Here is a 24,250-nt window from a genome sequence, read left to right on the forward strand (position 1 = left end):
TAAAGGAACGTTAATTCCAGCCTGCTCCTCGTGCCGCTCAACAGGAAAATAGTAATTATGCAGGGCGATTATGATGCGTACATCCCAAAGCGACATTCCGGCAAGATCCTCCGGGTCCCGGTTTATCCGGTTCTGGGGTTGGCTTTTTGTACTGGCGTCATCCCTCTTCCTGTTTATCAGCATCCTGCCCAATGTGCTTCTATTCAAGCTGTATGCGGAGGGCGTTGTAGACAGCGCCACCTTTCCGGCCCACAACATGCTGGAGGTTGTTTTTTATTCGAACCTGCGGCTGTTTGCCGCCCTTTTCACCCTCCTGAACCTGCTCTGGCTTTTCGGCGCCATCGGGATGCTCAGGCGAAGGGACTGGTCCCGACCGTTGCTGACCGTCGTCCTCTGCTTCCTGGCCGTTTCCCTGTTGCTGGTCCTTTCGAATTTCCTGGCCTTCGACTACGAAATAACTGCCTGGAGGGACCCGGAGCGCAATGAACGCTTTAAAGCGTACTTCCCATGGGCCCTGGGGGGCGGTGTGGTACTGCTGGTTGGGTTGATTTACCGGTTGAATACCGGCAGGGTTGCCAGGGAATTGTCCTAACCTGTTAACTTTGAGCTGACAACCAAATCCCGTTAGCATGGCAAAAAAGAAACGATTAGACCTCAGCCGCTCGGACGACCTGGCCGTAGAACGGACCCGCCTGGCCAACGAACGGACCTTCCTGGCCTATTTCAGGACATTTATTGTATTCCTGAGTTCCGGGGTGGCCATTCTGAAACTCACAGTTCTGGAGGAAATCGCCGAGCTCGGTTACTTCCTGCTATCCCTCTCCCCCATACTCCTGGCCATCGGGATCGCCCGGTTTCTCTATGTGAAAAAACAGATTAAAAAATACTACATGGTCCGCACCTGAACCGGTGGCCCCATTGATGCATCCGGTTAGCTTCCCCCTGCAACGGATATGGATCTGCGGAACTACCTACTCCGCGTCCTTTACACAGCGAAAGCCGGTGTGGCCAAAGGCGGAATCCCGGGTGGCGCGCATCCGCCTGGAAACCCGGTAACCGCTGCAATAACTGTCATTACACAGGTAAGAGCCCCCGCGGATCACGTATTTCTCGGCGAGGGGTTCGCTGGGGTCGAAAGAAGTATCCGGCCCCCGCGGGTTCATGCGGTCCGTGGGGGTGGTCTCCAGCTGGTAGGTATCCGAACGGTATTTATCCTGGCACCATTCCCACACATTCCCGGCCATATCCACCAGGCCGTATCCGTTGGCCGGGTAAGTGCCCACCGGGGCGGTTCGCAGATAGCCATCGGCCTGCTCGTTGCTATAGGGAAATATCCCCTGCCAGAAATTGGCCTTGTCGGCAGATTCCGAAATAGGCGCATTTCCCCAGGGGTATTTGGGGTCCTCCAGGCCGCCCATCGAGGCCCATTCCCACTCCGCTTCAGTCGGCAGCCGTTTTCCTGCCCATCGGGCATAGGCCAGGGCGTCGTCCAGGGCAATATGTACCACCGGGTGGTCCATCCGCCCTTCAAGGTCGCTTTCCGGGCCCTCCGGGTGCTTCCAGTTGGCGCCCAGGGTCCAGTGCCACCACTGGCTCAGGTCGCGGAGGTCTACCGGACGGTCGGTGGCATGGAATACCAGGGAACCCGCCTGGAGCAGGGAATCGGGCGGTTTGGGGGTGCCGGGGGGCAGCTGGGTTTTCATCGCTTCCCAATCAATGGGCTTTTCCGCAACAGTTTCATAGCCGGTGGCATCTACAAATGCAGCAAATTCCCGGTTGGTCACTTCCGTGCGGTCCATAAAAAACCCGGCCACCTGTACGGAACGCCGCGGCAATTCATCCGGGCTGGCCTGGTCGGATTTTCCGCCCATCAGGAACGATCCCGACGGGATATACACCATGCCTTCGGGAACCGAATCCGGGTGTACGCTGTTTTGGTGCGCCTCCGGGGATCCGGCCCTGGCTTTTTCCGGCAGCTGTGCCCCGGCTGCCTGATCCGCCTGCTGGGCATCTCCGCGGTGGGAAGGCGGACCGTCCGCGTCGCGGCAGGCGGCAAGTATTAACGCTCCTGCCAGGACAAGCAGGCGGATATTTCGGAAAAGTCTCATCATCATACGTAGCTTTCGGGGATTAACAAGTGTCTAAAGTACGGCAAAGCAACTGTATAGAAAAAAAGGGTGATAAACTGTTTTGGGAGCAGTAGCCCCTGGCCGGTTCATTGCCCCAGCACACGGGCCTCAAAGGACCGGATGCCCGCGCCGTCGCACGCCACTGTAATCTCAATGGGATTGCAACAAACCTCACAGTCTTCAATATAGGTTTGGGAGGACACGGAGGTGTCGATGAGAAACGAAATCGTTTCCCAACAGTACGGGCATTGAAAGAAGTGCTCTTCCATGCCGCAAAGATACGGATTGTAATGGGGGCCTTACCGTATGGGGAATACCCCCGGCCTTTCCCCTGTGTTCAATATACGCGATCCCTGCGCAAAATACCCGCAGTATTTAAAACTCCAGGTTCAGCAGCTGCCCGGTAAGTTGCAACAGCTGCAATTCCGCCAGTTTTGCGTCGTACTTGGCCAGGTTCTTATTGGTCTGGGCGTTGAGCAGGTTGATCTGGGCCTGACGGAATTCGATGGAGGTGATCCGCCCGAGTTGGAATTGCTCCCGGGAACGCTCGAAATTGTTCTGGTTGGTCAATACGTTCTGTTCCTGGATATGGAAGATCTCCAGCCGGTTCTCGTAAATGGCCAGGGCGTTCTGGATATCGCGGGTTACCTCGAGTTCCACCTGTCGCTGCAACAGTTCCTGGTTCTCATAGGCGATCCGGGCATTTTTCACCCGAACCGTGGTGCCGCCCCCGTCAAAGAGGTTCCAGGTAAGGCTTGCCCCCAGGGCCAGGTTGTAGCTGATACTGTTTGTCCCGGGCGCCTGGAAGTTTCCGAAGATCCGCGGGGGGTTCTGGCTCCGGTTCCAGCCGTAGGACCCGCTGAGCCCGATGGTCGGGAGGTAACCGGACCGGTTGATTTTGATGTCGTATTCGTTGATGGCCAGGTTCCGCTCGGTTTGCAGGATGGCCACGTTGTTTTCCATGGCCGATTCGATAAACCCTTCTACCTGCGGCATGGGCGTAAACCGGATCATCGTATCCACCCGGAACACCTCATTGAGATCCCGGCTCATCACGACATTAAGGTCGCGCCTGGCGTTGGCCAGCTGCTGGCGGGCGTTCAACAGGTTGATACTGTCGTTGGTCACGTCCACCTGCGCGTTGAGGATATCCAGCTTCGTGTTCTGGCCGAATTCAAAGGCGTATTCCGCCCGGGTGATCCGGTCTCGGGATATGCGCAATGCCTCGGAAAATATGTTCACATTTTCAGTGAGCCGGGCTACTTCAAAATACACGCTGAAAAGCTGCAAAACGGTATTCTCTATAGTCTCCCGGGCCTGGAGTTCGCTGAGCCGGTACTGTTCCTTGAGGCTCTTGTAGTTGTAGAACCGGCCCATCCCGTCAAAGAGCGTGTAATTGAGGTTGAGCGAGCCGGAGTATTGCTGGGTTTCCGCATTGTTCAGTTCTACGTCCGCCAGCGGGTTTCCTTCTTCATCCACCTGCCCCGGGAATTCCGTACGCGAATCGTTCCGGCTGTAATTTGCACCGGCCTGGCCGGTCAGGGTTGGCAGGTACCCGGAGTTCAGGATGCTTGCGTTGTTCCCGGCAATCTCCACCTGGTTGCGGGCCACCTGGATCCCGAAGTTGTTTTCCAGGGCGAGGGCCACGGCGTCTTCCCGGGTCAAAAGCGAATCCTGGGCCTTAGCGGGAAGCAGCCAGCAGAGGCCAACGAGTAGAATCGTAAAACGTAGTGTCATCTATGCAAATTAATATTCGGCGACTTTTTCGGTCGATGTGCGGGAAGTACCTTTCCGGGATGCCTGTCCCTGGATGGCAGCCTGTCCGTCCCGGTGGTCTTCCTCCTGTTGTTGTTCCTTGATGGCGCGTTCCACCTCCTCCTTGGAGACAGGTTCGCCGGTCTTGAGCCATTTGGCGCTTACTTTTACCCGGTTGTTGAACGAGAGGAAAAGCGGTAGCAGCAATAGGGTCAGCACTGTTGCAAACCCGATTCCGTAGGCGATTGAAATCGCCATGGGCTTGAGGAATTGGGCCTGCCGGCTCTTTTCCAGCAAGAGGGGTGCCAGACCGGCGATGGTGGTGATCGAGGTGAGGAAAATAGCCCGGAATCGGGATTTGCCCGCCTCGAAAATGGCATCGTCGAATTTCATGCCGTTTCGCAGGTTGCCATTGAATTTACTGATCAGTACCAGGCCGTCGTTTACCATGATGCCGATCAGGGCTATAATGCCCAGGAAGGAAAGCATGTTGAGCGGAAAGCCGTGGATCCAATGGCCCCAGGCAACTGCTGTGAGGCTGAATGGCACCAGCAGGATCAGCATGATCGGCTGGCTCAGGCTGCGGAAGGTAAAGGCAATGGTGATGTATATAAGCAGGAGCACAATCAGGCCGGCGGTCTGCATGGAATCGGTAGTCTTGGCGGCTTCCCGGTTCTGTCCTTCATAAGAGACGGAAACGGTGGGATAGCGCGACAGGATGTCCGGCATGACGTCCCCCCGCACCCAGGCCAACATATCCGTTGCCGTGGTGGTCTCGTCGTCGGCGATATCCGCCGAAATTTGTATCTCGCGCCGCCCGTCCAGGTGGTTGATGGCCACATCCCCCCGGACGATTTCGTAGTCGGCAATTTCCTTGAGGGGAACCCGCTCGCCGGTCGGGGTTACGATCCGCATCTCGTCCATATCGTTGATGGAGGATCGGTTCGTCCGGTCGTATCGGACCCATACCCGCACCTCGTCCTGCCCGCGCTGAAACCGCTGTACCGGGGCGCCAAAAAATCCGGCGCGCACCTGGTTCATCACCGTCCGCAAATCCAGCCCCAGCAGATAGGCGTTCTCTTTCAGGTCGAGCCGGATTTCCTTGATCCCCGCCGGGTCGTTGTCCGAGACGTCCTTGAGCAGGGAATTGTTTTCCATGGCGCTTTTAAGCTCCGCCTTGGCACCCTTGAGCTCTTCAATGTTGTTCCCCAGGAGGGAAACCGATACGGGCGAACCCCCGAAGCGGCCGCCGGATCCGAAGATCAGGCTTTCCACCCCGGTAACCGGGCCCACGAGTTCCCGGAGCCGGTTGGATACGATATCCGACCCTACCGCATCGGGGCGTTCCTCCCCGGGCAGCAGGTTGATGGTCAGGGATGCCTGGGAGGATCCCGGGCCGACACTCTTGATGATGTTCTCGAACATCTCCTTATCCGAATTCGGCAAATACTGTTCGGTGAGTTCCCGGTTGACAATGAGCGCCTTCTCTTCGATCATGTCGATGATGGAGTCCGTGACCCGTTCATTGGTCCCGTTGGGCATAACGAGTTCCACGGAAACCCGGTCACTGGCGATGTTTGGGAAAAAGGCGGTCCGAACGATCCCGCCCCCGATGGAGCCGAGGGTCAGGACAAACGCAACGATAAAAAATGCAAAGGTCAGGATCTTCTGTCTCAGGGCAAAACTCAGGACGGGCACATAGACCGTATCCCGCATCCACATCATCAGGCGGTCGCCCATGCGGTTGATTTCACGCAACTTGGCAAAAGCTTGCCCCATGCGGCTTTTGGGCTTCTTGCTATGCGGTTGCAACGCCTTGGAATGCGCCAGGTGGGCCGGCAGGATAATCAATGCCTCTACCAGCGAAACAGCCAGGGTGAGGATTACGATAACGGATACCTCTCCGAAAAATTCGCCGAGCCGCCCGTCCAGGAAAAAGAAAATGGAAAAGGCCAGTATCGTGGTAATGATCGCAGAGACGATTGGAGGGATTACCTCCATAGTGCCGTCTATGGCTGCCTGTATCGGTTTTTTCCCTTTTTCGTAATGCTGGTAAATATTCTCGGCAATCACAATACCGTCATCCACCAAAATCCCGATCACGATGATCATCCCAAAGAGGGACAGAACGTTGATGGTTACGTCGAAAAACGGGGCGAAAATAAACATACCCAGAAAGGAGATCGGGAGGCCGAAGGCTACCCAGAATGCCAGGCGCGTGTTCAGGAAAAGGGAGAGAAAGATCAGCACGAGGATCATCCCCATAATGGCATTCTCGGTCAGCAATTGGGTGCGCTGGTTCAGCGTGGTAGACTGGTCGCTGACGACGCTGAGCTTTACGTTGTTGTGCTTTTGGTTATAGTCCGCAATATATTCCTTGACCTTCTCCGCAGAGGTGATGAGGTCTTCTGTATTCGTACTGGTGATGGAAACGTCAACCGCGAGGTTGCCATCAAAATAGGCGGCATTCGGGCTTTCGGCAAACCGGTCGCGGATGGTGGCAACGTCCCGCAGGCGGACGGTCGTTCCCGAGGCATCCCCCCGGATGATCAGGTGGGAGAGTTCATCCCCGTAATACGCCCGGTTGTTGGCCCTGATAAGGTATTCCTCCGTATCTGTTTTGATATTCCCGCCGGTAACCAGGATGTTTGCATTGGCAATGGCCTGGGAAACCTCGGTAAAGGTCAGGTTGTAAGCCAGCAGGCTCTTTTCGTCCACGGCAATCTCGATCTCCTCCTCAGGGAATCCTGAAATGCTGATTTGGGAAATGCCTTCCATCCCGCGGATATCATTCTCAATCTGCCGGCCGATTTGCTTAAGCGTGCCGAGCGGAATCTGCTCCCCACTGATGGCAAAACTGATGGTCTGGCGGACAGGCCGGAGTTTGGAGACGATCAGAGGCTCCATGCCCGATGGAAAGGTAGGCACCTGGTCCACCGCGTTTTTGACCTCCAGGAGCATAAAGTCGATGTTCCGCCCCTTTTCGATCTCGACGTTGATGGTCCCGCTGTTTTCCCGGGACGTCGAGGTCACCCGCTCCACCCCTTCCAGGCCCTTGAGGTTGTCCTCGATCTTCAGGACAATCCCCTCTTCCACCTCCTGGGGGGAAGCCCCCGGGTAGGCAATGTTGATGGAAATGTTCCGGGACTCCACCAGTGGAAAAAAGGAGGAGTTCAGGTTTTTTGCCCCGTAGATCCCGAAGATCACACAGGCGATGATCAGCACGTCCACGGCCACGTGGTACTTGATGAAATAAGAGATAAGGTTGCGCATCGGGTGGTGGTATACGGTTAATTGGTCTGGGTGTTCCCCTCATAAACCTTTACCAGCATCCCCGCGTAGGCTCCCACCACCGGGCGGGAGACAATGGTTGCCCCTTCGGGGACATCCTTGAGTACAACGGATTTGTCAGTAAAGTAAACCGGGTTGACGTCGATCAGGTCCAGGATAGAGTCCCTGACGATGAATATCTGGTCGTTGTCGAGCAGCAGACCCCGGTCGATCTCAATGGCATCCTGCTCCTTCTTGGCGTTCAGGTTGGCTTCCAGGTACATCCCTTCCTTAAGCGAGGGCTCCCGGACTTCAATAAATGCGGTAATGGTCTGGGAATTCTGGTCTACCCGTGCATTGATGCGGGAAACCGTGCCGGAATAGGTACGGCTCCCTTCCAGGTTGGAGAGCTCCACTTCCTCGCCGATCTCCAGCAGATCGCTGAACGTTTTGCTGATGGCCACTTCCAGCTCGTACACGCCCGTATCGATGAATTCCCCGAGCTTCTGTCCGGAACGTATCAGCGTACCTTCGGTAACCAGGGCTTCCGTGAGCACCCCGTTGAACGGGGCGCGGATGGTGTACTTGGCCAGGCGCTCCTCCATGTTTTTCACATTGTAATAGCTGGTGAGGATGCCGCGGCCGGAAATAAAATAGCGTTCCTTCTCGTCCGGCATGTCGGGCAAAGGTGGCGTGGTTTCGTTCAGGTCGAAACTCGTCAGGTAGGCCTGCCATTTCGGACTCACCTCCGGGTAGTCCAGCCGAAGGTCCGGCATGACAGAGGTTATCAGGTTATACAGGTTGCTTTTGGCGGATTGGACGCCTGCGCGGTATTCGGCCGCATCGATGGTAATGATGCGCTCACCCCGGCTGTATTTCTGCCCGGGCTTGAAGAGCTTGCTGCTGCGCTGGAAAACACCCTGCACCTCCGAATAAAGCTCCACGCGGTTCCTGGCCACAAGGGTGCCGTTGGCCGGGACGATGATCGGTACGGACGTATTGCGCACGGTATCGACAAAAACGGTCTTGACCACCTTACTGGGCCGGGGTGTCGGTGTGGTCCGGCTGCTGATAATCGCCTGCGCCGCATAGATCGAGAGCGCGATCAGCAGGATGCCGAGGACCGATAAAATAATTTTTCTTTTATCCATGAGGGTTGATTAGACAAGGGATTAGACCGCAAAACTATCCATTAGTTTAATCGTCCTCCGTTAAATATATCTTAAATGGAAGTAATAAAAAAAGGGTGCCCATGGCACCCAAACAACTGCATTTCAATGTATTAACCTTAAACTGCTACTTGTCTACGTCGTCCTCAAATTTCGTGTCGGCCATGCGGGTCCGCGAAAAGTCGAAGTTTTTGAAGTCGATCTCGGATTCCTCCTCGTCGTAGTCGAACACGAGAAGCTTATCCGTCTGCATGTTCGCCAGGTTCCGATAGGAATTGAATTCGTTGTTCTGGAGTTGAAGGACCTCCAGGCTCGCCAGCCGGCCAAACGATTCCGGGATGGCACCTCCCAGACGGTTATTGGACAGCACGAGTTCCTTGAGTTGGGCCAGGTTCCCCATACTTTCGGGAATATCGCCGTATAATTGGTTTTCAAACAAGCCCAGGGCCCGCAGGTTGTTGAGTTCCCCGATGGATTCCGGGATACGGCCAAAAAACTGGTTGCTCGACAGGTTGAGTACCTCCAGGCGCTTCAGCGAACCGATCCCATTGGGAATCCGGCCGGACAAAAAGTTATTGAAAACGGATAATTCCCGGAGCTCGGTCAAATTCCCGACGGTTTCGGGCAATTCGCCCTTCAGGCGGTTCATCTCCAGTTTCAGTACGCGGAGTTTCCGAAGCTTAAAGATAGTTGCCGGGAGCTGGCCCGTCAGGTTGTTGAAGGCCACGTTCAGGGTTTCCAGCTGTTGGAGCTGCCCGAGGCTTTCCGGCAGCGGGCCCATCAGGTTGTTGTGGAATAATTCAATCCCGACAACCCGGTTGTCGCGGACCGTAACGCCGTACCACGTGTCCACGGGTTCCTTCAGGTTCCATTTGCGAACCCAGTGCTTTCCATTGGTAGACTCATAGAGGTCCACCAGGATCTGCTTCTCGGACCCGGGCACCTCTGCGAGGGCTACCAGGCCGACTAAAAGGCATACAACTGTAAGGAGTCTTTTCATCACCTGATTAAAGAATTTACTTACAATATTACACATTCAGAGCTGTAAGAACCCCAAATATTCGACAAACGGGCGTATTTTGTTGTGAAAACCCGGATTTCTGTGGTTTAGCAATATACCGAGCTGCTTACCCGAGTGCCTCGATCTCCGCTGCCACGGCTTCCCACTGCTTCATCAGCTTTTCCAGATCCTGCTTTTTCTGCTGGTAGTCGTCAAAAAAGCCGGGATGGGCAATCGTAGCATCGTAGTCCATCAACAGCTGGTTGTCGATTTCCCCGATTTCCTTTTCGAGGGAGTGAATCCGGGATTCCAGGTTGCCCAGTTTATTGCCCAGGGATTTTTTCCGTTTCCGGTTGGCGTGTGCATCCGCCCCGCCGGCAGCACCCCCGTTGCCGTCATTTGGAGTGCCCGCCTGCTTCTTTCCCTCCGGGGATTCCGGGCTTCGCTTTTCAATGGCCCGGAAATCCTCGGCCTGCCGTTGCTCCAGATAGAAATCGATATCCCCCAGGTAGGGTTTGATGCCGCCATCGCGAAACTCATAGACCTCCCCGGTGAGCCCCTGCAGGAAGTCCCGGTCGTGGGAAACCAGGATCAGGGTGCCTTCAAAATGCTGGAGGGCCTCTTTGAGCACCCGCTTGGAAGCGATGTCCAGGTGGTTGGTGGGCTCATCCATGACCAGGACGTTAAAGGGCTGCAACAGCATGCGCGCCAGGGCAAGCCGGTTCCGCTCCCCCCCGGAAAGGACTTTTACGGGCTTCTCCACCTCCTCGCCCCGGAAGAGGAAGGATCCCAGGATGTCCCGGACCCGGGGACGGGATTTTTCGTCCGCCGCATCCACCATGGTTTCTTCAACGGTTTTTTCCCCGTCCAGGAATTCTGCCTGGTTCTGGGCAAAATAACCCAGTTGGACATTATGGCCCAACTTGCAGGTCCCCTTGTGGTCCAGTTCCCCAACCAGTATCCGCGCCAGGGTGGTCTTGCCCTGCCCGTTCTGTCCCACGAAGGCAATCTTCTTCCCCCGCTCAATCAGCAGGTCGATATCCCGGAGTACCTGGTTGTCCCCATAGGCCTTGGAGAGGCCCTCCAGCTCTGCAATGACCTTGCCGGGACGGACCGACAACGGGAAACGAAGCGACATGACCCCGGTTTCCTCCCGGTCTACCTCGATCCGTTCCATCTTGTCCAGCTTCTTGATCAGCGACTGGGCCATGGAGGCCTTGGAGGACTTGGCCCGGAACCGCTCAATAAGCCGCTCGGCCTGTTCAATCTCCCGCTGTTGGTTTTTCTGGGCGTTGAGCTGCTGCTCGCGGATTTCCTCCCGGAGCTCCAAAAATTCGGAATAGGGCTTCTGGTAATCGTAGATGCGGCCCAGGGAAATCTCGATGGTCCGGTTGGTAACCCGGTCCAGGAACATCTTGTCGTGGGACACGAGCAGTACGGCCCCCTGGAATTGCTGGAGGAATTCCTCCAGCCAGATAATGGAATCGATGTCCAGGTGGTTCGTCGGCTCGTCCAGGAGCAACAGGTCGTTTTCCTGCAACAGGAGCTTGGCCAGTTCAATCCGCATCCGCCAGCCGCCCGAAAACGTTTCGGTTGGAGCGTTGAAATCGGAGCGTTTAAAGCCGAGACCCAGCAGGATTTTTTCCGTTTCCCCTTCGTACCGGTACCCGCCGATCAGGTCGTAGCGCTGGGTGGTGTCGCTCAGGGAGACCATCAGGTCGTGATAGGCCTCGCTTTCGTAATCGTCCCGTTCCGCCAGGGCCTGGTTAACGCGCTCCAGCTCCTTCTCCAGCGCCTTGATTTCCCCAAAGGCCTGGTAGGCCTCTTCCAGGACCGTCCGTCCCTTTTCAAAATCGATATCCTGTTTCAGGTATCCGACGCGCAGGCCCTTTTCCCTGGCGATCGTACCCGAGGTGGGCTGGGTTTCCCCGCTCAGCAGGCGCAGGAGGGTGGATTTCCCGGCACCGTTCTTCCCGATCAGACCCACCCGGTCCCCCGCCCCCAGGCGGAAGGAAACCTCGGAGAAGAGGTCTTCCCCGGCAAAACTGACGGTAAGCTTGTGTACATTGATCATGGGTTCATGGCCTTGTTAGTCGGGCGCTACGCCCTGTCCGCCTTCGGGCGCTATGCCCTGTCCGCCTGCAAAAGTCCGAAAAATAAGGGAATCAGGGAGCCGTCCGGCCGTAAAATTTCGCGTACCGGGACAGGTCCATCTCCGGCGGGAGGGGGCGTCCCTCCTCCATGAAATCGGCCAGGCAGGCAGCTGCGTAAGGGGCCAGCAAGACGCCCCGCGACCCCATCCCGTTGAGTGCAAATAGCGCATCGTGTTCCGGGTGGCGGCCCACCAGGGGACGGCGGTCCGGGACTGTTGGCCGGATACCCGCGGATTGCCCCTCCACTTCAAAGTCCCGGTTGACGATTTTGCGGAGTTTGGCGGTGAGTTCCTCCCGGGCACGGGCCGTGGGTTCCGGGTCAAAATCGTTCCGGGCGTAGGTGGCGCCTACCTTGTACCGGTCTGCCCCCAGGGGGATCAGGAAGATATCCGATTTGACGATCCGGGTTTCCCCCAAACCGGGTATCCGCACCGTGAGGAGTTCGCCCTTGCTGCCCTGCAGGGGCAGGTAATCAAAAAACGGGTTGCCGCGCATCCCGAATCCCTCGCAGAAGATGATCCTTCGGGCCCGGATACCCTTGTACGCCAGGTGGTCCCGGTTTAATTCCAGGGCGCCGTGAACAAATGACTCGGCCCGGAGCCGGCCTTTTTCATGTAACTCTTCCCGGTAGGCATGGAGCAGGCGGGCCGTGTGCAACCGGCCGGTTTCCAGGACCTCCCCGAAGCCATGGGGGGCCTGCAAGCCATCATGGACATTTCGAACCAGGCGTGTGGACAGGAAGCGGGACAAGCCCGGCCGGTCTGCAGCTTCAAACCAGGCATTCTGTTCTTCCGCCGATGCCAGGCGCCTGAGGATGGGCAGCTTTTCATCGAAATGCCCCTTTAGCCGTTGCTGGAGCTTCTCGTAAAACGGCAGGGAAAAATCCATGAGCTCCTCCCCTTTCCAGGTGAGGTTCAGCCGCTTGAGCACCACGGGGTTGTACAGGCCCGCCGCCACCAGGGACGCCTTGCGGGAGGCGTCGTCGAACAGGCAAATAGTGCGGCCCCGTTCCCGGAGGGTTTCGGCCATGGCCACCCCGGCCAGGCCCGAGCCGACAATCAGGTAATCAAACATAGCTGCAAAGGTAGGGAAGGCGGATAAAAAAACAGCCCCGGCTTATCTGGCCGGGGCTGTCCTACATGTGAATTGGAAAGGGCGTTTTTAATAGGCCCACATATCTTGTTCGCGATTTCGGATCTGCTCTTTGATACGCTGCGACTCCAGGAGCTGGAACAGCGCGTTGTCGGCAATGTAATCGCGTATCTCGCGGTCTCCGTGCACGTTGTCTTCCTTATAGATCATCCCGTTGAACCTGCGGGCGTTGAGCAACATGTCAAAGGAAAGCGGTTGTGCCGAATTTCCCTGGTTGAATACCTTGGCCTCGTGCAGGATCTGCCGGGCGCTCGGGTACCAAACCCAGAACAGGGGCACCAGCGCATCCTCCGGCGCCATCGAATCGTCGTCGATGAAGTTCACGTCCGGAGCAACCGGGGCAATCCCCAGCAGGCGGTACTTGAGTTCCCCCTGCCGCTTGTCGAAGTACCACATCCCCTTGATGCGGTATTCCTCGATGTCGGCTGCCGTGATGTTCCGGCGGTTGATGTACTCGGCCGAAACCTGCTCCCCGGCGTTTACCTGCTCGTACCCCAGGTCGGTGGTATCCACCTTCTGGAGGGTCGCCTGCAGGTCGCTGAAGTTCCGCTTCTCCGTAAAATAGGAATCCACGTAAACGTCGGTGAGTTTCCCGTTTTTGATATTCTTGATCAGAACATCGTAAAGGGAGCGGCGGTCCGAGCCGATATCCACGGTGTCCGTCGGGTAGTACAGCGGGAAATTCACCCGCTCGTCCAGGTCGATGACTTCCCATACGGTCTTGGACCACAGGATATCGCGGTCGTCCACGTATCCGTAATCCAGGGGCGCATCGTTATCCATCGCCTTCTGGGCCTCGGTTCGCATGCCGATTTCTTCCGGCTTCTTGGCGTTCAGGATGTTGGCTTGCGCCCACCCGGACACCGGAAGAGCGGCAACCGCCCCGAGTACTAGTGCTTTTTTCCAATTCATTGTATTGTAGTATTTAGGTCTTTAATTACCGCGCAGCCGGCCTGGTGCCGAGCTGCGCGGATTTTCAATTAAATTCTCAATCTAGTTGGTGATCTCCACAACCACGGGAGATACCTTCTTCAACTTATAACTCCGGTTGTTGGTAATGTACGCCTCGATATCAAAGATCTGGATGGCATCACCCCGCCCGGCCCGACGCAACGCTGCCTTGGCACGCGCGTCCAGTTTGTTGCCGTTCACCTCAACGGTGGGCTGTCCGGGAACTTTCAGCTTAAAGCCGCTGATGGCCATATTCAGGTCAAAGTCAAAGTCTTCCAGCATGGCGCCGATGGTGGCGATTTCCAGGTTGTTGCGGGGCATTTTCACGCTGCCGCTCTCACCCCGGATGGTACCGGAAGGCCTCGGGATATCCTTGATGCGGAATTCGCTGTTGGTCGAGATCCGCTGGCCGTCGGGCAGCGTACCGGAAGCGGTAATGGTTACCGTACGGCCCGTACCCGGGTTCATCACGTAGTTGCTGCCGCTGCGCTTGCTCAGGCCGGGGGCCGAAGCAGACACTTTGTTGTCCGGGATCCCCGGGATGGAGATCGTCATCGGGTTGGCAACACCGCGGTATACCACGTTCATCTTGTCGGCAGAGATCACAGCCGCATTCGGCTTGGAGATTGTGGAGAAGCTGTTTTTAACAGGCACCTCGGTCTCCTCCCCGTCCTGCATATAGATCAGGGTACCGGCAATCTCGTGGTCGCCGGGGCTGCCGGCTCCGATCAGCATTTCCACGCCGCCTTCCTTGAGCTGGTAATCCTTCCCTTCGGCGAGCTTGCGCCCGTCCAGGGTCAGTTCGGCCCGTACAGGCTTGGCGGTCTTGTCGGTTTTACCCAGGACAATGCTTCCGTTAAACTTCTCCCCGGCATAAAAGGCCGATTTCTCGGACTCCAGCAGCGTGGAGAAATTCGTCAGGGACACCTGGGAAGTCAGCTCGCCTTGCAGCATCGCCTTCAGGGCCGCCTCCTCGGTGGCCTTGATGTCGGATTGCAGGGAGGTGATCTTGGTCAGGGAAGCGATCAGCGGGAAGCCTTCGTAGTGGTAGTTGATCCAGTCTACTTTGACCCCGTCGCGGCGCTCTACCTTGCCGTTTTCATCTCCGGTCTTGAAGCGCGTCTTCACCGCGTCCTGAACTTCCGGGAAGCCGTCGCCGAGGATGCCCAGCACCTGGGTGCGGTAGGCCTCGATGCGCTCCATGAACTCCTTGCCCTGGGGGGCCAGGTTATCGCCCTGGAAGAATTTCTGGTCCAGGTAATCGGACTTGTCCATTACCGTGTAATCCGTCGGGTCCTCGATGTCCTCCACCATGCTCGCCTTCAAATCCTCGAGGTAGGTGTAGTACTCCTGGGACAGCTGCTTAATCTGCTGAGCGTCCTGATAGAGCTCCGCATATTTGGCAGCGTCCTCCGACGCTTTGGTTTCCAGGCTCGCCAAAAACGCTTCGTTGTTTTCGGTGGCCTTGGAATTGGAAGTCTCCAGCTTTTCGTTCATAAGACCGAAGGCAGCCAGCACTTCCTTGCTCATATTCAATGCCAGCATCGCAATGAAGATCAAGTACATAAGGTTGATCATCTTCTGACGTGGCGTTTGTTTTCCTGATGCCATTATATCTAATTAGTTGTTAACAGTTACTTTGATTTGGGATTTAGAACGACAACCTAATTAGTTTCTGTTCATGGCAGTCAGCATGCCGCCGTAAACGCCGTTAAGCGAAGACAGGTTGCTGGCCAGGGACTCCATTTGCTCTTTGAGGGCACCGGCGTTCTGCACCACTTCCTCGTTGATGGAAGCCTGGCGGCTGGCACTCTCGAGCTGAACTTTGTACAGGCTGTTGAGCGATTCCATCTGGGAAGCGGCCTGGGAAAGTTCTTCGGAGTATTTCTTGGTGTGCTCAATAGCATCGGCCGTAGGGGCAATCCCCTTGGCAGCGCCTTCGAAGTTGCGGATGCTCTCGCCCAGGCTGCTGAACAGGCTGGCGTCGATGTTGGCTTCCTTGAGGAGCTCATCCAGTTTCCTGGAGAGGAGTCCTTCCGCCTCTTGGGCTTCTTCGGCTTGTTTCTTACGGTTGTTGCTCTGGGCTCCGGCGAGTTCCGGGTAGACCAAAGACCAATCGTATTCGTCGTCCACCGGCTCAAATGCGCTGATTGCAAAAATGAGGGCTTCCGTGATCAGACCGACTGCGAGGAGCAACCCACCGGTAAGCGGGCCGAATTCCCAGTGCAGGATCTTGAACAGCGCCCCGATGATTACCACCGAAGCACCCAGGCCGTAGGCCATGTTAAAGAGCTTTTTTGTTGATTTTGACTGTGCCATAATTAAGAATTTAAAAGAAGTTTAAAGTTAAATAAGTATTGGGTTAAGGTTTGATAAGCATGGTGTTAAAAAGCGGTTTACTGGGTGGAATCTTCCTCCCCCATGTAATCCTGGACGGTCCGGAAGCCAATGTAGCTTCGGGCGGAATCCTTGTATTCGTAATCCCGGGTACTCACCTGCAGGAAATACGCCACGTCTTTCCAGGAACCGCCCCGGATCACTTTCCGCGTATTGTTCTGGCTGTCGGCATTCGGGTTCATGGTTGAAGCGTATTCATAGGACCCCGGGTAGTAGCTGGAGTTTGTCCACTCCGATACATTACCGGCCATATTGTACAGGTTGAAATCGTTGGGTTCATAAGATTTGGCCTCCACGGTGTAAAGGGCGGCATCGGCCGCATAGTCCCCGCGCTGGGGCTTGAAATTCGCCATAAAGCAACCCGTGTCGCTGATCACGTACGGGCCACCCCAGGGATACGTACCCCCTTCGATGCCTCCGCGGGCCGCGTATTCCCATTCGGCCTCCGTCGGGAGGCGGAACTGGTTGACGAATTGCTTGCCGCGGGCACGCTGGTCGTCGTTCTTGAATTTGGTCCGCCAGTTGCAGAACGCCTTGGCCTGGCTCCAGGATACCCCTACAACCGGATAGTCGCTGTAGGCATCGTGCCAGAAGTAATCGTTGTGCATCGGTTCATTATAGGAGTATTCAAAATCGCGGATCCATACCGTGGTATCCGGGTAGATCGCGGTGATTTCCTGACGGATGAAGTCCTTCCGGCGGCCTTCCTTGGCGCGGGCGGCAGCTTCGATATCCATCCAGGTATACTTGTAGTTGAGTTTCGTCACGTCGATAGTCCGCTGCCCGTTGTAGGTTTCTTCCTCCGGGAGGTACATGGAATCCATCACCTCTGCGTAATAGACGTCCGGGTAATCCCGGGTATCCCAGATCAGGTCCTCGTCCTTGTTCAGGGCGCGGCCCTCGTAATAGTCCTCGCCAAAACCGGCGTAGTTATCGAGCATGTACTTGTCATAAACCGAGAGGTTGGCAGTATCTGCATCCTTAAAGGCGTAACGGCCGATTCCGTCATCCTCCGGACCCATCCCCAGCTCGTCGGCCAGGATGGCCAGCTTGGTCCGTACAATGGAATCCTTGACCCACTCTACAAACTGCCGGTACTCGCTATTGGTAATTTCCGTATCGTCCATATAAAAGGACCGGACAGTAACTGTTTTGGTAGGAGCGTTCATTACATTGGCCATGTCTTCTTCACTCTTTCCCATAATGAAAGCACCCCTGGGAATCAGTTCCATCCCGTAGGGTTTTTCCGGGTACCACTTTTTGCCTTTAACGCCTACCAGTTCCCCTTTGGATTTGGAACCGCAGCTGCTGAGCAAAAAAACAAACGCTATAGACGTTAACAATAGCTTCTTCATACTTTAGGTTAATTTCGGTTAAGACTGTACGGTACTATCTTCGATTATTCACTAAAACAGAAAATTGAATAATTTATTGTACGTACCGGCCTAATCTCGTGCAATTAAACGGCTTTAGTTAAAACCTTTTTTATAGGCTTTAAACCACCGGTCCGGAATATTCTGATCGCAGGCGTCCAGATAGTCCTGTTCGGTGCATGGTAATAACGCCGGCGAATCGGGTTTAGTATGCGCGCCGAGGAGGTTTGGGACCTCCACCCACCAGCGCCCCGTAAGCGTACTGTTGTAGAAGTGAAGTTGTTCGGATTGGCAGGGGACGATGAACTTGTTGAAATCCTTGCTGCCGCTGTCCGGTTGTTCGTCCACCCGGAAGTTGTGGCCTTCCATGAAATACCAGATAATCTGGGCGACCAGCTGGAAGGACTGGACGTTGTTTTCCATCTCAAAGATCCCGAAGGCGGAAATCTTGTCGCCCATACCCGCATACCGGGCAATGGCACAGATCTCCCTCCCCGTGAAACCGTTGGGCGAAAACGTGTCGGGCAGACCCATTTCGGAGGCCCGGATGGCCCGGGCGTCAATACTGACAAGGTGCGCATTGCGCAACACCGGTTCGGCCAGGCCCACGTCGGAGGTAATTTCCCCCAGGCGGTAGGCGTCGAAAAACAGCCGCTCCATCAGGTCGATCTCCTCCTGGGCATTGAAATAACTCTGGTACCCGATATTCGAAAAATTAAACAGGTTGTTGGGCTTGTCCGTGATGATCTTGCTCATATAGGAATTGGAGGAGATCAGTTCCTCCTCCGCCCCGAAGTCGAAACGGCTGTCCACGGCCACCAGGTTGACCATGTCGATAATCTTGTCAAAGGCCCGGTAGGCCGGGTATGTAATATCCTGGGTAGCGCCGATCACAATCGGGATGATCTTCTCCTCGAGCAGCTCGGCGATGATTTCCCGGACCACAAAATAGGTGTCTTTAACGGTCTCCCCCTCGTCGATGTCCCCCAAATCGATGATGGTGCCATTCCAGTTCCCCTCCATAAGCCGGTAAAACTGCATGCGGATCTCCTCGAGTTCCAGGCGGCTCGTTTTCTTGATAAAGGCATTGCGGGATTCGTACACGCCCAGGAGGGCAAAGGTGGCCCCTGCCAGGACGGGCAACCCCTCCTTTTCCGTATGCTTGTAAATGGTGCGTCCCAGTGCCTGGGCGGGCAGCAATTCACAGTGGGCCAATACGCGCTGGGGAACCGGAAGTAAGAAATCGAATGCCATAGAACCCCGGGTCTGTTTTTAGGATTTTTTACGCGTTTTCTTCTTGCTGAGCAGTTCCTGTGCTTCCTCGAGAGTCACCGCCTGCGGGTCCACGTCCTTGGACAAGTCTACCTTTTTGCGGCCCTTGATCACCGTATGGCGTCCCCAGCGGCCCTTCTCAATCCGGATGTCCTCCTCGGGCCACTCCCGGACGAGCTTCTCGGCCTCTTTCTTCTTCTTGGCTTCGATCAGTTCTTCGATATCCGCCTGGCTCAGGTTGTCGAAATCGTATTTCTTGGGAACGTTGATAAACATGCCGTCCCATTTGATGAACGGCCCAAACCGGCCCTTGCCCTTGGTCACCGGCTTATCCTCATAGGAGGCAATCGGGGCGTCCTGTTTTTTCTTGGCGCGGATCAGCTCGGCAGCCCGCTCCATGTCCACGTCAAAGACGCTTTCACCCTCGTCCAGGGAAACGAATTTTTTGCCGTAGCGCACATACGGGCCATACCGGCCCACATTGGCCTCCACCTCATCCCCTTCAAAGGTGCCCAGTTTCCGGGGCAGCTTAAATAACTCCATCGCCTCGTCATAGGTGATGGTGGCCAGGGACTGGTCCGGGAGCAAACTGGCAAACTGGGGCTTCTCCTCCTCGTCCGCTGTCCCGATCTGTACCATGGGGCCAAACCGGCCCAAACGCACGGCCACCTGCCGCCCGGTCTCCGGGTCGGTTCCCAAAACGCGTTCCCCGCTGGCGCGGTCTGCATTCTCCTCGACATCGAGCACATTCGGGTGGAAATCCTTATAGAAATCCCGAAGCACATCCTGCCAGTCTTCCTCCCCTGTGGCAATGTCGTCAAAGTCCTTTTCCACCTTGGCGGTAAAATTGTAATCCAGGATATTGGCAAAATGGCTCACCAGGAAATCGTTGACGATCATCCCGATATCCGTCGGCACGAGCTTGCCCTTGTCCGATCCCACGGTTTCGCTCAATTCCTTCCGCTTCACGCCGCCTCCTTCCAGGGTGAGTTGCAGGTACTCCCGCTCCGTGCCGTCCACTGTGCCTTTTTCGACATACCCGCGATTCTGGATCGTGGAAATGGTCGGGGCATACGTGGAGGGGCGGCCAATCCCGAGTTCCTCCAGCTTTTTGACCAGGGAAGCCTCCGTATACCGGTACGGCGGTCGGGTAAACCGCTGGGTGGCTGTGATGTAGTTGTTGGTCAGCGCCTCGTCTACCTGCATGGCCGGGAGCATGCCGTCCTGTTCTTCGGCGTCCTCTTCGTCTTTGCCTTCCAGATACACTTTCAGGAACCCGTCAAATTTAATCACCTCCCCGTTCGCGCTGAAGAGGCGGTCGTCCCGGTCGTTGCGGATCTTTACCTGGGTGCGCTCCAGCTGGGCGTCACTCATCTGCGAGGCCAGGGTCCGCATGCGGATCAGCTCGTATAACCGGGCCTGGTCGCGCTCTACGTTGGGGCGCTGCAGCCCCATATCGGTGGGACGGATGGCCTCGTGCGCCTCCTGGGCCCCTTTGGATTTTGACTGGAACTTCCGGACTTTGCTGTACTTTTCCCCGTAATTCCCTACAATTTCTTCCTTGGCAGCCGCAATGGCCTCCCCGGACAAACTCACGCTGTCCGTACGCATGTAGGTAATAAGCCCCGCTTCGTAGAGCCGCTGGGCGACCTGCATGGTACGGGAGACCGAAAAATAGAGTTTGCGGGAAGCTTCCTGCTGGAGGGTGGAAGTGGTAAACGGCGCAGCCGGGGATTTCTTAGCAGGTTTGGTGTCCAGGCTGTCCACGGCAAAGGAGGCGTTGGCCAGCCCCGCCAGGAATTCCTGAGCCTCCGCTTCGGTATCGAAGCTCTCATTGAGTTTGGCGGGCAGGGTGGCCCCGTTTTCCGTCCGGAATTCGGCGGCAACCTTGAAGCTGCTCTGCGGTTCGAATTCCTCGATGGCCCGCTCCCGTTCCACAATCAGGCGTACGGCCACCGACTGCACCCGGCCAGCGGAGAGGCCCGGCTTGATTTTCTTCCAGAGGACGGGCGACAATTCATACCCTACCAGACGGTCCAGGATCCGCCGCGCCTGCTGGGCGTTGACCAGGTCGTAGTTGATTTTCCTCGGGTTCTCAATGGCCTTCTGGATAGCCGATTTGGTAATGGAATTAAAGACAATCCTCCGGGTCTTGTCGGCGTCCAGTTTCAGGGTCTCGGCCAGGTGCCAGGAAATGGCCTCCCCTTCCCGGTCCTCATCGCTGGCCAGCCAGATGGTTTCCGCCTTCGAGGCGAGTTCCTTCAACTTCTTGACCAGTGCCTTCTTCTCCTTATCGACCACGTATTTCGGACTGAAGTCCTTGTCTACATCCACCCCGAGTTCCCGCGAGGGCAGGTCGGCAATATGCCCGAAACTGGAGGTTACCTTGAAGTCCTTCCCCAGGAATTTTTCAATGGTTTTTGCCTTTGCAGGCGACTCCACGATTACCAGGTTTTTTGCCATTCCTTATAAATTAGGATCACAAAAGTAGCCGAATTTTTTAATATCCGCACCTGCCGGCCGTATCGGGGGATGCGGAAAATGACATTCCCGGCGGCGGGTATCCTTTCCCGAAGGGCCGCAAACCAAACCCGGCCTTACAGGATATATCAATATATTATATCTTGTGAGAGTTGCCCCAGTAAAGCTGCAGCTGTTTACCCTCCCTATAGGTTCGGTTACCAGTTTGCCGAACAATTCGGGAAGCAACTCCGGGGCGAACAGGAGAGGTAAATCATTTGCGAAACGTCATCGTTTCCGGGCACAGAGCGATAGGGTACTCTCAATCAGCCAGGGACAGCGCGCTGAGGAATTCGAGGCCCGCTTCCGTGTAGCGGTATTGGCTGAGCAATCCCTCCCCCACCATCAGCAGGTGGTCCTCGAGCGGGATCACATCGTACGGATTCACATCGTCGAATACGGCCAGTTGCTGCAGGTCCGTCACGTTGGACTTGTCGTAGACTTTCAGGCCGGAGGCCCCGTCACAAATAAAAAGCTGCTCGCCCCGGATACCCAGGCCGTACGGCTCGTCCATCGGATAGCTGATGAGGAGCTCTGGGGTGTGGATATCGCTGATGTCCACAATAAACAAACCGCTTTCCGTGGCACCGCAGCCATTCCCGCCCCGCAGGGTTACAAAGGCGTAGTCCCCGTCCACCACCACCGGGTCGCAGGCCGTGCCGTGCTGGAATTCTGAGACGAAGGCCGGAGCTGCAGGGTTGGAAATATCGAAAATGTACATCCCGCGCATACTGCCCAGAAAGAGGTGATCCCCCCGGTTAAAAATGGTCTCGATATCGAACCCTGCAAATACGTCGTCCCCGGCCACCGGCGCTTCGAGGTTGGAAATATCGAATACATTAATGGTGTGGCTGTCCACGGCGTAAAGGAAGTCTTCAACGATCTTGAACCGCGCCAGGGAACCGCCCTGTCCGGTCCCGGAGGCATTGTCCGCGGCCGCTTCCAGGAAATCTACCTGCCCCCGGTTCCTGCCTTCGACCTCGGAAACCGACAGCCGCTCGGTCCGCATTTCCCAACCCACCAGGATCTCATCCTGGGCATTCCAACCGTCGTACTCCACGATGTCTGCCTCAAACGGCCAGGGCACGTGGTCCTGCAGGACGCCCTTTAACCGGGCCACCGGACGGATGTTGTCCGGGTTGGAAATGTCGAGCACCACCAGGTCCGAGAGGCTGTCGGCAAACAGGTAGTTGTCCCTGACGGCGATATCGACATTCCCGGGAATATTGATAAACCCGGTCTTCCGGGGGGCCGAGGGGTCCCGGTTGTCGATCAGGTGGACTCCCTTGAAGGGTTCGTTGACGAAGATCCGGTCGCCGAAGGCGTAGATTTTTCCGGAAACTGTCAGGGGTTGGGGCGGGAAGATGTCCACCGCCGCTTCGAACTGTTCCACGGACATCGTCAGCGGGGTGGCCACCAGGTAGTCGGCGAATTCGGAATCATTGTCTTTTTCACAGGAATTCAGCAGGAGGAAGCCTGCCAGGATCAGAAGGAGGCGGGAGGTTTTCATCGGGCAATTGGTTTAAAGGGCTGTTATCCCAAAGATACGCAGGGGCGTTTCAGGTTGCGTTTTTTTAGGAAATTTTAAACGCTGCCAAATTGTCATATTCCCAAGTTCCTAGTATCTTTGCTGCCCTTCCGGTGAGAAGGAAATTCAGATGCATGGAAAAGACAATAAATGAAGCGGAACAGGGAACGGCCCTGGAAATGCGGGGCAAGGATGGGAATGCCCGCAAACTGTATATCGAGAGTTACGGCTGCCAGATGAATTTTTCGGACAGCGAAATCGTCGCGTCCATCCTGGGCCAGGAAGGATTCAATACGACCAGCCGCCTGGAGGAAGCAGACCTGATCCTGGTCAATACCTGCTCCATCCGGGAAAAGGCCGAACAAACCGTCCGCAAGCGGCTCGTCCACTTCAACGGCCTGAAAAAGAGCAACCCCGGCGTCAAGGTGGGGGTGCTCGGCTGTATGGCCGAACGGCTGAAGAGCCAGTTCCTGGAGGAGGAAAAGATCGTGGACATGGTGGTGGGCCCGGATGCCTACAAGGACCTCCCCAACCTGGTGCGGGAAGTGGACAGCGGGCAGAACGCCGTAAATGTCATCCTCTCCAAAGAGGAAACCTATGCGGATGTATCGCCGGTCCGCCTGGGCAGCAACGGGGTTACCGCCTTTGTTTCCATCACCCGGGGGTGCGACAATATGTGCACGTTCTGCGTGGTCCCGTTTACCCGCGGCCGGGAACGCAGCCGGGATCCGCAATCCATCCTCCGGGAGGTCGGGGATTTGTGGGCCAATGGCTATAAGGAGGTGACCCTGTTGGGGCAGAACGTAGACAGTTACCTCTGGTACGGAGGGGGCCTCAAAAAGGATTTTGACAAGGCGAGCCCCATGCAGCAAGCCACAGCCGTGAATTTTGCCGGGTTGCTGGAGATGGCCGCCACGGCCTACCCGGGCATGCGGTTCCGCTTTTCGACATCGAACCCCCAGGATATGACCCTGGACGTCATTGAGACGATGGCCCGCTTCGACAATATCTGCAACTATATCCACCTGCCCGTGCAAAGCGGTAGCGACCGGATCCTGAAAGCCATGAACCGTTTGCATACCCGGGAGGAATATTTCGGGCTCATCGACAATATCCGGCGGCTCATCCCGGATTGCGGCATCAGCCAGGACATGATTGCCGGCTTCCCGACGGAAACGGAGGAAGACCACCAGCAGACCCTGTCCCTGATGGACTATGTAAAATACGACTTCGGCTTCATGTTTGCCTATTCGGAGCGGCCCGGAACGCTGGCAGCCCGGAAAATGGCGGACGACGTCCCCGATGCGGTGAAGAAACGGCGACTGCGGGAAATCATCGACAAGCAGCAGGCGCACAGCCTGGAGCGCAACCAGGCGCATATCGGCCGCGTGGAGGAAGTGCTTATCGAAGGCCCCTCCCGCAAATCGGATGCCCACTGGATGGGGCGGAATACCCAGAATACCGTGGTGGTTTTCCCGAAAGAAAACTACCGGGTGGGCGAATTCGTCAATGTGCGAATCGAGGATTGCACTTCGGCCACGCTCCTGGGTACGGCAACCGGTTATTCCAATATGAACTGAA

General features: G+C 56.2%; 18 protein-coding genes. 3 read left to right on the top strand and 15 right to left on the bottom strand.

The window, feature by feature from the left end; genetic code table 11:
• Positions 1–70 precede the first annotated feature (70 nt).
• The gene (locus tag AC3DKS_RS13650) at positions 71–592 is read left to right on the top strand and encodes a hypothetical protein (protein ID WP_041327014.1); all 522 of its coding nucleotides are present in this window, start codon (positions 71–73) and stop codon (positions 590–592) included.
• A gap of 37 nt (positions 593–629) precedes the next feature.
• Positions 630–905: a DUF202 domain-containing protein gene (locus AC3DKS_RS13655; RefSeq protein WP_015753797.1), complete on the top strand. Its 276-nt coding sequence runs from the start codon at positions 630–632 to the stop codon at positions 903–905.
• 66 nt (positions 906–971) lie between these two features.
• Here AC3DKS_RS13655 and AC3DKS_RS13660 read toward each other — a convergent pair whose 3' ends face one another.
• The 15 genes from AC3DKS_RS13660 to AC3DKS_RS13730 all read right to left on the bottom strand — a co-directional run bounded on the left by AC3DKS_RS13660 (position 972) and on the right by AC3DKS_RS13730 (position 22,651).
• The gene (locus AC3DKS_RS13660) at positions 972–2,114 is read right to left on the bottom strand and encodes a formylglycine-generating enzyme family protein (RefSeq protein WP_272608396.1); all 1,143 of its coding nucleotides are present in this window, start codon (positions 2,112–2,114) and stop codon (positions 972–974) included.
• 101 nt (positions 2,115–2,215) lie between these two features.
• Positions 2,216–2,398, bottom strand: a complete 183-nt coding sequence (locus AC3DKS_RS13665) for a CPXCG motif-containing cysteine-rich protein (protein ID WP_272608394.1) — start codon at positions 2,396–2,398, stop codon at positions 2,216–2,218.
• Between the two features lie 106 nt (positions 2,399–2,504).
• Positions 2,505–3,866, bottom strand: coding sequence for a TolC family protein (locus AC3DKS_RS13670; RefSeq protein ID WP_015753794.1), 1,362 nt, complete (start codon positions 3,864–3,866; stop codon positions 2,505–2,507).
• Positions 3,867–3,875: 9 nt separating this feature from the next.
• The gene (locus tag AC3DKS_RS13675; protein WP_015753793.1) at positions 3,876–7,157 is read right to left on the bottom strand and encodes an efflux RND transporter permease subunit; all 3,282 of its coding nucleotides are present in this window, start codon (positions 7,155–7,157) and stop codon (positions 3,876–3,878) included.
• Between the two features lie 17 nt (positions 7,158–7,174).
• Entirely contained in the window at positions 7,175–8,305 is a 1,131-nt protein-coding gene (locus AC3DKS_RS13680; protein WP_272608389.1) for an efflux RND transporter periplasmic adaptor subunit, read from the bottom strand.
• A gap of 145 nt (positions 8,306–8,450) precedes the next feature.
• Positions 8,451–9,323, bottom strand: coding sequence for a leucine-rich repeat domain-containing protein (locus tag AC3DKS_RS13685; RefSeq protein ID WP_272608387.1), 873 nt, complete (start codon positions 9,321–9,323; stop codon positions 8,451–8,453).
• A 127-nt stretch (positions 9,324–9,450) separates the two neighbouring features.
• Complete coding sequence (locus AC3DKS_RS13690) at positions 9,451–11,397, bottom strand: ABC-F family ATP-binding cassette domain-containing protein (RefSeq protein WP_272608385.1); 1,947 nt, start codon at positions 11,395–11,397, stop codon at positions 9,451–9,453.
• 91 nt (positions 11,398–11,488) lie between these two features.
• Positions 11,489–12,550 carry an NAD(P)/FAD-dependent oxidoreductase gene (locus tag AC3DKS_RS13695; protein WP_015753789.1) on the bottom strand — a complete coding sequence of 354 codons (1,062 nt, stop codon included), beginning with the start codon at positions 12,548–12,550 and terminating at the stop codon, positions 11,489–11,491.
• A gap of 87 nt (positions 12,551–12,637) precedes the next feature.
• Complete coding sequence (porN, locus tag AC3DKS_RS13700; protein ID WP_015753788.1) at positions 12,638–13,540, bottom strand: type IX secretion system ring subunit PorN/GldN; 903 nt, start codon at positions 13,538–13,540, stop codon at positions 12,638–12,640.
• Between the two features lie 81 nt (positions 13,541–13,621).
• Complete coding sequence (porM, locus tag AC3DKS_RS13705) at positions 13,622–15,190, bottom strand: type IX secretion system motor protein PorM/GldM (RefSeq protein ID WP_041327011.1); 1,569 nt, start codon at positions 15,188–15,190, stop codon at positions 13,622–13,624.
• Between the two features lie 57 nt (positions 15,191–15,247).
• The gene (porL, locus tag AC3DKS_RS13710) at positions 15,248–15,898 is read right to left on the bottom strand and encodes a type IX secretion system motor protein PorL/GldL (protein WP_041327010.1); all 651 of its coding nucleotides are present in this window, start codon (positions 15,896–15,898) and stop codon (positions 15,248–15,250) included.
• 77 nt (positions 15,899–15,975) lie between these two features.
• Entirely contained in the window at positions 15,976–17,331 is a 1,356-nt protein-coding gene (porK, locus tag AC3DKS_RS13715; protein ID WP_041327008.1) for a T9SS ring complex lipoprotein PorK/GldK, read from the bottom strand.
• Between the two features lie 114 nt (positions 17,332–17,445).
• Positions 17,446–18,603: a formimidoylglutamase gene (locus AC3DKS_RS13720; RefSeq protein ID WP_041327007.1), complete on the bottom strand. Its 1,158-nt coding sequence runs from the start codon at positions 18,601–18,603 to the stop codon at positions 17,446–17,448.
• An 18-nt stretch (positions 18,604–18,621) separates the two neighbouring features.
• Positions 18,622–21,084 (bottom strand): type I DNA topoisomerase, encoded by a 2,463-nt coding sequence (topA, locus tag AC3DKS_RS13725; protein ID WP_272608380.1) that lies wholly within the window; start codon positions 21,082–21,084, stop codon positions 18,622–18,624.
• A gap of 319 nt (positions 21,085–21,403) precedes the next feature.
• Positions 21,404–22,651, bottom strand: coding sequence for an LVIVD repeat-containing protein (locus AC3DKS_RS13730; protein ID WP_272608378.1), 1,248 nt, complete (start codon positions 22,649–22,651; stop codon positions 21,404–21,406).
• Positions 22,652–22,803: 152 nt separating this feature from the next.
• On the opposite strand from AC3DKS_RS13730, the gene miaB reads away from it, so the two are divergent.
• Positions 22,804–24,249: a tRNA (N6-isopentenyl adenosine(37)-C2)-methylthiotransferase MiaB gene (gene miaB, locus AC3DKS_RS13735; protein WP_015753781.1), complete on the top strand. Its 1,446-nt coding sequence runs from the start codon at positions 22,804–22,806 to the stop codon at positions 24,247–24,249.
• Position 24,250: the final 1 nt, after the last annotated feature.

It is taken from the genome of Robiginitalea sp., assembly GCF_982776155.1.